The organism is Nocardiopsis sp. NPDC050513 (genome assembly GCF_044457925.1).
GTDB lineage: Bacteria > Actinomycetota > Actinomycetes > Streptosporangiales > Streptosporangiaceae > Nocardiopsis.
Map to the genome: position 1 here is coordinate 424,058 of NZ_JBITHK010000002.1, position 11,802 is coordinate 435,859.

The following is an 11,802-nucleotide window of genomic DNA, read 5'->3' on the forward strand; positions in this document are numbered from 1 at the left end:
TTCACCTTTCCAGTCCGACCTCGTCCATGCGGCGCTGCAGCCCGCTCTTGCGGCGGTGCCGCTCCCTCATCTCCCGCAGTGGTCGTGTAAAGGCGTCCTGTTCCCCTTCTCGTTCGGCGAGGGCGTACAGGTCCGCCAACAGTGACACGGCCAGGTCGTACTCTTCGGGGAGCTTGGTGTTGATGCGGTCCTCGACCTCCTGCCACACCGCTTCGCCCCGACCGGCCAGGCCCTCCAGGCGTTCCTCCCGGGCCGCGGCGGCTTCCTCTCTGCGCCGTTGTTCCCGTTCGGCCTCCAGCGCGGCCTCCTCTCGTGCCCTCCGGGCCCGGAGTTCCCCGGCAGCGCTCCACAGCTCGCGAACGGTCCGTATGCCCTCCGCGACAGCCGGGCCTCCACGTGCTTCGGCTTGGAAGGCCTGGAGCATCCGGGCCCGCGCCCGGACGGCTTCTCCTTCGACGACAAGCCCCAGGAGGCGGTTCTTCTCCTTGACGGGCAGATTCTCGATCCACCAAGACATCTCCTCCCCCTGGCCGTTTCCGGTCGGCAGAGGCGGGGATGCCTGGGCAGCCACCGACAGTAGGTCCGAGTCGATACGCAGGAATTCCGCTACCGCGCACAAGGGGGCGCTCAGGTCTCCCAGCCCAGCTGGGACCGGCGGTTCCACCTCCCCGTCGTCGAGTTCGTCGTCGACCTGCACCGACAACAGCCATGCGAGGTACAGCAGACGCCGATCGCCTCCCAGCAGTTCCGCGCGTACCGGGGCGATGCCCGCCAGACCCGCTGGGTGCTCGACGAAATCGGCTTCCTCGTCCTGGGAGAGCAGGGAGAGGACGGTACGGCCCTTCGCGGTCGTGGAATACGCGGCCTCGGTGAGCAGATAGGGCTTGATGTCTGCGGGCCGCAGGACCGCGCTCGGGGCGGAGATCATGATCCAACGGGTTCCCCACTCGGCGAAGTAGGCGAATGCGTCGAAGTGGGTACGCATCAGCCGTGCCGGATCGCCGCGAAAGTCACCCCAGTGGTACTCGTTGGTGAACGAGGTCGCCGTGATGCTCGCCCTGGTGGACAGGTCCCGCAGCTGGGCACGCTGGCTCTCGTCCAGCGGCTGGTCCAAGGCGAGGAACTCGTAGTGCTGATAGGCGCTCATGGCAGAGCGGTCCTTCCCTGAGGTCGGTATCGGCGCCCGGTGCTCCACCGGCGTGCGGACCAGGGCACGTTCACCTCTGTTCGCAGCGCTCGGCGCGGATCGCCCCGATCGTTCCGTTGTTCCCAGTCGCGGACGGACCGAGTTCCCAAGGCCGTTGGGGCGCAGCGCTCGCACTCGCCAGCGAACTCCGTGCCCTCCGCAGCGTGGACGCGATGAGGGATCCAGGGGGCGGCACGAGATCATTGTTCCTCACCCGATTCGACTGGAGGTGCCGAATCAGCCCACACGCACTCGTTGTTGCTGCGCCCGCCCGGGTGCACCGTATAGACGGAAGGCGTGCACCCGGAGAGCGCACACTCCCCAGCGGGGCGCGGGGCAACCCTGCACAACCAGGGGACCGCATCCCAGCCGCCTGAGAATTCTCGTGTTCCCGCAGTTCAGGACACTCCCCCACCAGCGTTCAAGTCCCGCCACCCACCCCAGAGCCGAAAGGCCCTGACCAGCGACAACGTCGCAAGGTCAGGGCCTTTCGCACGTCCGGGGGCGCACCAGCGTGTACACGGGGCCCGTCCCGTCACTCAAGCGGCGGCAGGGGACCATAGGCCTCGCCTGCAGCCGGTTCAAGTGGTAGGCACCCGCGAGGCAGTGTCACGACAAGCGAGGGAGCGCACGCCCCGGCCACCGGTGTCGCGCACCGGAGGGACCGCTCCCCCGGTCAGCCTTGTGGACGCGCTGGAACCGAACGGTTCGGCGTGGAGACCCGGGTGTCGAACCTTGTGCTCGCCAGCGTCCTCTCCGCCAAGGTGATCAGGTCGAGCACATCACGGGCCAGGTAGGCGGTGGCACCGCGTTCGATCGACTTGGTCTGGAGGATTCCTGCCCGCCGCAGTTCGTCCAGGGCCGTACTCGCCGCGGGGAAGGAGACACCGAGGATCCTCGACAAGGTCGTCGCCGTGACCACTGGGGCCTCTGGGAGCCGTCCCAGCAGGCGTGCGACGGCCGAGTCCGCGCGTGGTGCGGCACGCCGTCCGAGGGACTCCCGGTGAGCGGACAGCCGGTCGTTCCATGAAGAGCGAAGCTCGTCTATCTGACCGATGAGCGCGACCGACTGCTCGACGGCGATGGCGCAGGCCTGGACGAAGGTCTCAAGCCAGGCATTGATCGATGCGCTCGCCTCGGCGCTCCCTGGCGGCGCGTCGTGTCGATAGGCGCCGAGCCCGTCAACGTAACGGTCCCGTAGCGTGGCGAGCACAAGACTGATCGGAAGGACTGCGTCCTCGGTCAGCCCGCGTCGTGCCAGAACAGTGTGGATGAGGGCGCGACCCACGCGCCCGTTGCCATCGGTGAACGGATGGATCGTCTCGAACTGGGCGTGGACGACGGCGGCTTGGATCAACGAGGCGTGTGCCGCACCGTTCATGTAGTTGACGAGGTCGGCCATCAGCGAGGGAACCCGGTCAGGATCCGGAGGGACGAAGTCGGCTTCGATGGGGTTCCAGTTCGAGCCGCCGATCCAGTTCTGCGCCGTGCGCAGCCCGTGGTGGTGAGGCTGGTCGGGAAGCAGTGACCGGTGGAGTTCGACGATATGGTCGACCGTCAGCAGGTCCCCTTCGACGAGCTCGGTCGTCGAACGGCGCACGACCGTCATGTTGTTAGCCACGAGTCGGGCCTGTTCGCTCACCCCGCGAACGGCTTCGGATTGGCCGAGTTCGGCGAGTGCGACCTGTTGCGCCGACGGTGCGATCCCCTCGATCCGTGAACTGGCGATGGCCTCCGAGCGCAGGAGGAAGCGTGCGATGCCGGCCAGGTTCTCCGCGTTCGGGCCGTTGAGGGCACGGATGCGGCGCTCAACCGTGTTGACACGTCGTGAGAGATCGCCGCCGACTGCCAGGGCAAGGCCGTCGATACCGTCGGGGATGTAGCGCTGGTAGGGCCCGGAGAGCCGTGCGGAGCGCGGCACCCCGGAGCCAACGCTGGACTCCCAGTGCACCTCTTCCCATGTGGCCATCGGCATTTTCCTTTCATCGGACCACCCATCTATCAAAGGATAGTAGATGAAACTTTGATAGATGGGTGGTCTGTTCAAGGATTCTCCTGACTGCTCGTTCTCTGGAGGCAGACCCCTGGTGCACCCGCGAGGGTGCACCAGACAGGCCGAAGGCGTGCACCCGGAGGGTGCACGTCTCCCAGCGGAACACGGGGCAACGCGGCACAACCAGGGGACCATCCCCCCACTACCTGCGGGTTCTCGTGTTTTCGCAGGTCAGGACACTTACCGACCGCAGTTCAAGTCCCGTCACTCACCCCAGAGCCGACAAGCCCCTGACCAGCGCGAATGCGCGAAGGTCAGGGGCATTCGCGTTGCCGGGGGTGCACCAGCGGGTGCGCGGGCCGGGGCGGTGGCCGACATCCTGCGCGAGCGCGGATGAGTCGGCCGTGACGACACCTGGGTGCTGCACCCGGACGCGTCGGCGAAGACCACGCAGGCGCCCTCAGGCGCTGCCCGGTCGCCCGAGGCGCGGCCGCAACTGGGCGTGCCCAGCCGCGAAGCCCTCCTCGTACCTCACCGCGGGAGTGGATCATCGGAAAGAGCGGTTGCCAGGTACGCGTGGCCGCGAGCGGAGAGTTCGTACCCGGAGGGCAGGCTGCGGGTCAGGCCATGTTCTCTGAGGCGGCGGATGCGGCGTTTGAGGGAATCCTTGTCGATCGGCAGCTCGGCGGCGAGCTGCGCGGCGGTGGTCCCCGGATGCCGGGCGAGCCGGTCAAGAGTGGTGCGTGCCCACGGCGTGTGTACGTCGAGGCGGTCGAGCAGGGCGTCGATGTCGGCGATGTCGGACGGTGAGAGCGCGGCGTTCTGTGCGAGCGCCTCTCTGGGATCGGGCCCCGCCCAGGACAGGGTGATGCGCCACAGCGGATCGGTGTCGTCGCCGTGAAGGGTCGCTGCCAGGTCGTCCCGCGTGGCGTACCCGGCTGTCCGTGCCGCGTTGGCGTCGATCTGGTCGGGACCGGCGGCGGGTTCGATCGCGTCGACGCGCACGATGCCGGCCACGGTGAGGAAGGTCGATCCGGGTCGGACCCGCGGGTGCCTCCAGCGGCGGTACGCCGTGGTGACCTCACCGGCGGCGACGCCGTGGGCGATCCGGTCGGTGAGGATCATCCGGCCTCCGCGATGAATTCGGCCAGGGACCGGGGCATGCGGCCCAGGACCTCAGTGGTGCCCAGAGCGACGGGGCGGCGTGATCGGCGGCGATCGAGGCGAACAGGCCGCTGGTGGTGTCCACGTGGTCGGGGCGCCAGCCCAGGTTGAGCACCGCCGCCCCGCCGGTCGGCGGCCGCGGCACCGTCGTCGCCGCCGGGAACGACCGGGAGCACGCGGTGCACGCCGTCCAGGTGGCCGGATCGTTCCAGTCCAGCGGGACCGCACTGCGCCGTCACCAGGACCGTCATGTGTCGCTCCCGAGCGCGAAGGCGAGCTGGGCGAGCACCACGTCGCGATAGTCCGGGCCGGCCGAGGCGCGGTGGTCGAGCACGAGCGGGTAGAGCAGACCGTCCATCGTCGCGACCAGCACGTCCACGAGGGCGGCGACGTCGAATCGGGGTGAGAACGATCCTGAGTCCACGCCGCGCCGCACGGCCTCGACGAACGGCCGCCGGTACTGCTCGGCGAGCTCACCGGCGTGGGCGCGCAGCTCGTCGTCGTGAGCGGCGGCGGTCCAGAACTCCATCAGCAACCGCCAGGTCTTCACCGGCGTGGACAATCCCCGATCCACCAGAGCGGCCAACCGCTGCCACGGGTCCTCGAAACCGGCGGCCAGCTCGGCCAGAGCCTCGACCTCCTTCGAGGTCGCGCGCTGGAGTGCCTCGACGAGCATGTCCTCACGCGAGCCGAAGTAGCCCTGCAACGTCGAAACCGCGACGCCGGACGCCTGTGCCACGTCAGCGAACCGGGTCGCGACGTAGCCGCGTTCGGACAGCACCTCCACGACCCGGTCCAGGATCTGGGCCCGCCGGGCCCCTCCGGCACGCCGGGGCCGCGTCGATCTACGTTCACTCATGGCCATACCGTATCAAGAATCGGTATGGCCATGAGTGTATGTCGACCTGCCCCAGCAACCGGCGGTCGGCGGTCGACGCCGCGGGCACAGCGCCCCCCAGCGTCGGCGATGTCCCCGGCCAGAGGCTCCAGGGTCCGCGTTCCGCGTCGGGTTCAGGGGGCGTGACGACAGCGCCGCACGGCCCGACGGAAGGTGAAGCCCCTGGTGCTGGTTCCCCTCGGTCGGGAATCCGGCTGCCGGGGGCCGTGTGCGGTCAGGAGCCGCGCCGTGGGGACAGTGCGGATCTGTGACCTGGTTCTCCAGGAGGAAGGGCGCGCATCGGAGGAACCGTCGCGGCGCCCCCGGACCGGTCGGCCCCGGATCAGATCAGACCTGCACGCGACGCGGCGTGCACCGCCGAGGCCCGGTCGACGGCCCCGAGCTTGTCGTACACGTGCAGCAGGTGGGTCTTCACCGTCGCCTCTCCGATCCGCAGACGGCTCGCGATGGCCCGGTTGGTCATGCCCGCGGCCACCAGCCGGAGCACCTCGGTCTCCCGGGGGCTGAGCACCGACCTGTCCTCCTCCGGCGCCGGGCCGCTGAGCGCCGCCAAGGCGGAGGCCGTCAGCACCGGACGGCCCTGGGCGACCTCGTGGACCGCCCGGACCAGCTCCTCCCGGGCCGCGTCCTTGAGCAGGTAGCCGTCCGCTCCGGCCCGCATCGCCTCCCGGATGTCGCGGTCGGTGTCGTAGGTCGTGAGCACCAGGATCCGGCAGCCCCGGGGGTGGCGCCGACGCAGTTCCCGGATCGCGTCCACACCGGAGCCACCGGGCATGCGCAGGTCCATCACCACCACGTCGGGTCGGGTGCGTTCGGCCATGGCGAGCGCCTCCACGCCGTCCCCGGCCTCCCCCACCACCGCCAGGCCGGGCTGGGCGTCCAGAAGCCCGATGAGGCCGTCGCGGACCACCGGATGGTCGTCGACCACCATCAGCGTGATCGGGTCGGGGTTCACCGGGGCACCACCGCGCTGACCGTGCACCCCTCTCCCGAGCGTGACTCCACCGACCACTGTCCGGCTACCTCGGCCACCCTCGCCGCCATTCCCGCCAGCCCGTGCCGCTGGCCGTCCGGTGCCTTCACCAGACGGTCGTGGTCGAATCCCACGCCGTCGTCGTACACGTCGACCATGACCATCTCCGGCAGCCAGCTCAGGGACACCGTGACCTGGCAGTCTCCGGCATGCCTGGCCACGTTGGACAGCGACTCCTGCACCACCCGCAGCACCACGTGGTCGTGCTCGGCCGCGGGGCCCGGCGAGCCGTCCACCACCAGCTCCGACCTCAGACCCGTCCGCGCCGACCAGAGCTCGAGCTCCTCCCGCACCGCGTCGCAGAGCCCCTGGCTCCGGAGCTGGCGCGGTGCGAGGGCGACCACCGCCCGACGGGCCTCGTCGAGACAGGTGTGCGCGCTGGCCTCCGCCAGTTCGAGCCGCTGCCGGGCGACTCCCCCGAGTTCCGTGTCCGGGATCGCCTGGAGCTGCCTGATCACCGCCACCAGCCCCTGGGCGACCGTGTCGTGGATCTCCCGGGAGAGCCGGGCCCGCTCCAGCGACACACCGGTTTCCCTGGCCTGGTCCAGGAGTTGCTGGTGGAGTCGGAGATTGCCGCGGTGGGCGGCGGCGAGTTCCTCGGCCACCCGTTCCCGCCTTCGCATCTCCTTCTCCCGTGCCTGTTCCAGCCGCAGAATCGTCTGGGAGATGGCCAGGTTGACCAGCGTCAGCACCAGCACGACCCAGGGCCCGTTCCACAGTCCCGCGAGTCCGCCCGCCTGTCCGAAGGCCGAGAGCAGGCTGGTCGCCACCATCACCGCGATGGTCCATCCACCGTCGAACCAGCGCCGGGCGTCGAAGTAGCCGACGAAGGCGTAGATGGCGAGGTAGGGGTTGAGCGCGGTGGCGAGCAGCAGCAGCACGGTGTGGAGCACGAATCCGGTCTTCAGCACCGGCTCGCTGATCGGGCTCTGCCCGTACCGGAGGAGCGCCAGCCTCACCATGACCAGCGGCAGCGTCAGAAGCGCCGACCACAGCAGCCATTCGTGCGGGAGCAGCCCGGGCGGCAGCCAGGCCACCGCCTGGGACAGCAGCAGCAATCCGATCGGGGCGAGTGGCCAAGGCATGGAGCGATTATGGCCCGCCTCCGGAACGGGAGCCACCTCACCGGGATCCACCGATCGGTGGATGCGCGCCTTCCAGCCGGTGGATACCCCCGTGTCGAGCCGGACCCTAGCGTCGGGGACATGAGTCAGGACACCATCGCCCCCGACAGCTCGACCGCCGACACGAGCGCCCGCCTCCACGGACTCGACGCCCTGCGAGGCGGGGCGCTCCTGCTCGGCATCCTGTTGCACGCTCTGTTGCCGTTCCTTCCCGGAATGCCGTGGGTGGTCACCGACCCCACACCCACCTTCGCCGTGGCCCTGCCGATCTTCGTGATCCACCTGTTCCGGATGGTGCTGTTCATGGCGCTGGCCGGCTACTTCGGCGCCATGGTGCTCGGACGCCGCGGCCCGTGGCGATACCTCAGGGACCGTGTGACACGCATCCTGCTGCCGACCATCGTCTTCTGGCCGGTGTCCGTGGGTTCCCTGGGCCTGTTGGCCGTCGCCAACACCGCGTGGCGCGGTGTACCGGCGCCGGAGGCACCGGAGGCCGCGGCCGGCGGACAGAGTCTTCTGATGCTCTTCACCCCAGCTCAGCTGTGGTTCCTCTGGACGTTGACGCAGATCGTGGTCATCGTCCTGATCGTCCGGGCCGTCACGCACCGGTTGTTCGGCCCGGAGCGGGTTCGGCGCGTGGTCGCGCGCGCGGGCGACGTTCTGTCCTCACCGGGCGGAGTGCTGCTGGCCGCCCTCCCCTATCTGGCGGGACTCGTGGTCCAGGGGGACCTCACCGGTGGGGGCATCGACGCTCCGATGACGATCGTGCCGGAGGCGAGCTCGCTGGTCCCCTACCTGGGCGCCTTCGCGGTGGGCTGGGCGCTGCACTCCAGCGGGGCCGCGCTGCCGCGCCTGTCCGCTCACTGGGTCCCGTACCTGGTGGCGGCGGTGGCCAGCACGGCCGCGGCGCTCCTCGCCATGGACGGGTGGGCGCTGTCACTCCCGGTCGAGGCCGCGCTCATCGCGGTGGCGGGGTGGACCTGGACCTACGGCCTCCTCGGCCTGTGCGTGCGGCACCTGAACCGGGAACGGCCGACCGTGCGCTATGTCGCGGACGCCTCGTACTGGGCCTATCTGATGCACATGCCGCTGCTCATCCTCGGGGAGATCCTGGTCGCCGATCAGCCCTGGCCCGTACTGGTCAAGCTGGGGGTGGTGCTCGCCGCGACGTGCCTGGTGCTGCTGGTGAGCTATCACCTGCTGGTGCGCTCGACCCCGCTCGGCCGCTGGCTCAACGGCAGACGGCACCCGTTCCGGCTCCGTCCGTCCCGCTGATCCCCGCGGTGCCGACGGGGTGACGTCCACGCGGTCGGGTCGGTCGTCGCACGCGTCGCGGGAGCCCTTCCGAGTCGCACGATCGCGCGCGGAGCCGGGAGCGCGCACCAGGACGGTGCGCGCCTGCCGCGGAACGGGGGCGACGCGGCACATCGGCCGGCCCTCTCCGAGAGCTTCCCGACCCGCTGGTCGAGGAGAGTCCGGCGCGGCCCCGCACCACCGGGGACGCCCGACCGGGAATTCCCGGTCGGGCGTCCGCTGACGCCGTGTCCGGCCCACACGTCCTGGTGGGGTGCCGGACACCGTCGGGCGACCCGGCGGAGCGGGCCCCGGCTCAGAGGATGCCCAGGCTCCACAGCGTGACGACGCCGACCATGGAGAAGACGCCGCCGACGAGTGTGACACCGCCGTAGCTGATGAGGGCCGCCCGCAACGGCATGCCCGAGAGCGACGTGCACACCCAGAAGTAGCTGGCGTTGACGTACTTGACGATCACGGATCCGCAGGCGCCCGACAGCATCGCCGCCTCCGCCGAGAGACCGAGGGTGCCGATCATCGGCGCGGTCAGGGAGGCGGCGGTGATGACGGCGACCGTCGTCGAACCGGTGATCATGTTGGCCATCACGCCCAGCACGAACGGCAGGAGGATGGCGGGCACACCGATGTCGAGCGTGCCCTGCGCGATGATGTCGACGGCGGGGGTGGAGCGCAGCAGTTGGCTGAGCGCACCGCCCAGACCGGTGACCAGGATGATCATCGCCGATCCGCGCAGGGCGTTCTCCACCCACCCCTCGCGGAGGTCCTTGGAGTCCTCGACGGCCTTCGACCGCCAGGCGAGCGCGTAGGCGATGACGACCCCGACGCCGAGGGCGAACACCGGCCAACCGACGAACATCACGATCTCGTGGAGGGCCGAGCCCTCCTCCAGGACGAAGTCGGCGACGCTGCTGCTCCCGATCAGCAGGAGCGGCACGATGATCGGGGCGTAGGACCAGCCCAGGGGAGGCAGCTTGCGCGTCTCGTCGGTCAGGGACCGGCCGGCGTACTCCTTCGACGGGGCGACCTGGACGCGCTTGCCGATCAGCTTGGCGTACAGCCAGCCCATGATCGATCCGAAGAGCGTGACCGCTCCGCCGAAGATGATGACCTTGCCCAGGTCGGCGTCGACGATCGCCGCCGCGGCCAGCGGTCCCGGAGTCGGGGGCACGATCGCGTGGGTCAGTTGGAGCGCCCCGACCAGGCCGGTGGCCATCAGGGACATACTGACCCCGGCCTCCAGCGCGGCGACGTGGACCAGGGGGTTGAGGATGACGTAGCCGACGTCGGAGAAGACGGCCAGTCCGATCACGAAGCCCGCGAGAGTGAGGGCCAGGGGCATGTTCTTCTTGCCCACGACGCGGAACATGGACTGGGTGATGCGTTCGACCGCTCCGGTGGCCCGCAGGGCTTCGGCGATCAGTGTGCCCAGGACGATGACCACGGCGATCGATTGGATGGTGCCGCCGAAGCCGTGCTCGAACGCTTCGATGAAGGCGGCTCTGTCGATCGTGGGGGCGAACCCCAGCAGGATGATGGGCACCAGCAGGGCGATGAAGACGTGCCAGCGGGCTTTGGCGATCAGGAACAACAGGAGTGCGATGACGCACGCGAAGCCGACGAGTGCGACGGCGGGGCTAGCAGTGACCACTGCGTCCACGGGGTTTCCCCTCACAGAACTCGGCACGTGGGGTCCGATCGGCAGCGATCGCCAGACACGCTGTCCGATGAGGGCCGGTGCGCGCGCCGTCCAGGAAGGGTGGACGCCGTGCGCGGGCGCAGGTGCGGCAGATGGGTGGCCGTTCGACGGGCCCAGTCATCAAGCTTCCGCGGAGCGAAAACTTGAATTCACATAACGAAACCCTAGGATGTCAGTGTGACGCATGTCAACACCGCATGTGTCCCAGTCAACTCTCCCTTGGCGCGGTGTGGGCCCCGCGGACGTATCCGCGCGCCCCCAGACCGCGGCCGAACCGGTGCCGGGCACACGGCACGCATGACGCGGCCGCCGTCCCCCGCCGCTCCGGGAGCGGGAATCGGAGACCCCCATGCTCGTCGTCGACACACACCAGCACTTCTGGCCGGGTTCGGAGGACCGGAGCCGCGGCGCGCTGCCCGACAACAGGGACCGTCCGGCGACACCGGACGAGCTCCGCCCGCACCTGGACCGGTGCCGGATCGGCGCGACGGTGCTCGTCCAGACCGAGAACCGGATCTCCCACACCAGGACCCTGCTGCGGACCGCCGCCCGCGAGGACTTCGTCGCCGCGGTCTGCGGGTGGCTCCCCCTGCGCGACGCCGCGGCGACGCGCGAGGCGCTCGGGTCGCTCGGGGACACCTCGCTCCTGCGCGCCGTGCGGCACGTCGTCGGGCGGCCGTCCGACGACGGCGTCGACCCGGACCTGTCCTCCCCCGCCACGGTCGGCGCCCTGACCGCCGTCGCCGAACACGGCCTGGCCTTCGACGTCGTGTGCGTCACACCCGAGGAGATCAGGCAGGCGGCGGCGCTGGCCGACCGCGTGCCCCACCTGGTGGTCGTCCTCGACCACCTGGGGCGGCCCCCGGTGGGAGAGACCGACCCGGAACCCTGGTTCTCGGCCGTGTCCGCGGCGGCGCGACGGAGCAACGTCGTGGTGAAGGTCTCGGCGGGGGGTCACCTGCTCTCCGCGCGGCCGGAATGGGACGCCGACGCGCTCGGTCCGTACGTGGAGCACGTGCGCGCCGTCTTCGGGGCGCCCCGCATGATGTTCGCGAGCAACTGGCCGGTGATCCGGCCGGTCGCCGACTACGGCGCGGTGTTCACCGGCCTGTCCGGGCTCTTCTCCCGGTGGTCCGCCGGTGAGCGCGCGGCCGTGTTGGCGGGCACCGCGTGCGCCGTGTACGGGATCGGCGCGGACGGGGTGCGGTCGCTGCCCGGCGCGTAGGCGCGTCCCGTGACCCGTGGCGGGCCGGGCGGAGTCGGGCGAGGGCGTGACACGGCGTGGGGGGGGGGGGGGGGGGGGGGGGGGGGGGGGGGGGGGGGGCGGGGGCGGGCCGCCGCGCGCCGCGGGGGCGGCGGGGGCGCCCCGCGCCCCCCCGCGCGCCGCGCGGGCG

The 11,802-nt window shown here is 70.4% G+C and carries 9 protein-coding genes; 2 read left to right on the forward strand and 7 right to left on the reverse strand.

The genetic code is table 11. The features are described from left to right. Position 1: 1 nt before the first annotated feature. From ACIBFB_RS04480 to ACIBFB_RS04505, 6 genes are all read right to left on the reverse strand, one after another. On the reverse strand, positions 2-1,147 hold the full coding sequence (locus ACIBFB_RS04480; RefSeq protein ID WP_397226111.1) for a hypothetical protein: 1,146 nt from the start codon (positions 1,145-1,147) through the stop codon (positions 2-4). 715 nt (positions 1,148-1,862) lie between these two features. Continuing rightward, the gene (locus ACIBFB_RS04485; protein ID WP_397226113.1) at positions 1,863-3,155 is read right to left on the reverse strand and encodes a Fic family protein; all 1,293 of its coding nucleotides are present in this window, start codon (positions 3,153-3,155) and stop codon (positions 1,863-1,865) included. Positions 3,156-3,710: 555 nt separating this feature from the next. Then, entirely contained in the window at positions 3,711-4,304 is a 594-nt protein-coding gene (locus ACIBFB_RS04490) for a winged helix-turn-helix domain-containing protein (RefSeq protein ID WP_397226116.1), read from the reverse strand. 286 nt (positions 4,305-4,590) lie between these two features. Further along, positions 4,591-5,202 carry a TetR/AcrR family transcriptional regulator gene (locus ACIBFB_RS04495; RefSeq protein WP_397226118.1) on the reverse strand — a complete coding sequence of 204 codons (612 nt, stop codon included), beginning with the start codon at positions 5,200-5,202 and terminating at the stop codon, positions 4,591-4,593. 361 nt (positions 5,203-5,563) lie between these two features. Next, complete coding sequence (locus tag ACIBFB_RS04500; protein ID WP_397226120.1) at positions 5,564-6,196, reverse strand: response regulator; 633 nt, start codon at positions 6,194-6,196, stop codon at positions 5,564-5,566. Further along, entirely contained in the window at positions 6,193-7,359 is a 1,167-nt protein-coding gene (locus ACIBFB_RS04505) for a sensor histidine kinase (protein WP_397226122.1), read from the reverse strand. Before ACIBFB_RS04505 ends, ACIBFB_RS04500 begins: the two co-directional genes overlap by 4 nt. Positions 7,360-7,479: 120 nt before the next feature. Between ACIBFB_RS04505 and ACIBFB_RS04510 the strand changes: the two genes are divergently transcribed. Next, positions 7,480-8,673 carry an acyltransferase family protein gene (locus ACIBFB_RS04510; RefSeq protein WP_397226124.1) on the forward strand — a complete coding sequence of 398 codons (1,194 nt, stop codon included), beginning with the start codon at positions 7,480-7,482 and terminating at the stop codon, positions 8,671-8,673. Between the two features lie 334 nt (positions 8,674-9,007). Here the strand turns inward: ACIBFB_RS04510 and ACIBFB_RS04515 are convergent, their stop codons facing one another. Beyond that, positions 9,008-10,360, reverse strand: a complete 1,353-nt coding sequence (locus ACIBFB_RS04515) for a GntP family permease (RefSeq protein ID WP_397226126.1) — start codon at positions 10,358-10,360, stop codon at positions 9,008-9,010. Between the two features lie 397 nt (positions 10,361-10,757). On the opposite strand from ACIBFB_RS04515, the gene ACIBFB_RS04520 reads away from it, so the two are divergent. Next, entirely contained in the window at positions 10,758-11,633 is an 876-nt protein-coding gene (locus ACIBFB_RS04520; RefSeq protein WP_397226128.1) for an amidohydrolase family protein, read from the forward strand. Positions 11,634-11,802: the final 169 nt, after the last annotated feature.

What these genes read in the sequence shown, in the direction of transcription:
- ACIBFB_RS04480 (WP_397226111.1), bottom strand. Translation starts at nt 1,147, where the DNA reads ATGAGCGCCTATCAGCACTACGAGTTCCTCGCCTTGGACCAGCCGCTG.
- ACIBFB_RS04495 (WP_397226118.1), bottom strand. Translation starts at nt 5,202, where the DNA reads ATGAGTGAACGTAGATCGACGCGGCCCCGGCGTGCCGGAGGGGCCCGG.
- ACIBFB_RS04505 (WP_397226122.1), bottom strand. Translation starts at nt 7,359, where the DNA reads ATGCCTTGGCCACTCGCCCCGATCGGATTGCTGCTGCTGTCCCAGGCG.
- ACIBFB_RS04490 (WP_397226116.1), bottom strand. Translation starts at nt 4,304, where the DNA reads ATGATCCTCACCGACCGGATCGCCCACGGCGTCGCCGCCGGTGAGGTC.
- ACIBFB_RS04520 (WP_397226128.1), top strand. Translation starts at nt 10,758, where the DNA reads ATGCTCGTCGTCGACACACACCAGCACTTCTGGCCGGGTTCGGAGGAC.
- ACIBFB_RS04485 (WP_397226113.1), bottom strand. Translation starts at nt 3,155, where the DNA reads ATGGCCACATGGGAAGAGGTGCACTGGGAGTCCAGCGTTGGCTCCGGG.
- ACIBFB_RS04510 (WP_397226124.1), top strand. Translation starts at nt 7,480, where the DNA reads ATGAGTCAGGACACCATCGCCCCCGACAGCTCGACCGCCGACACGAGC.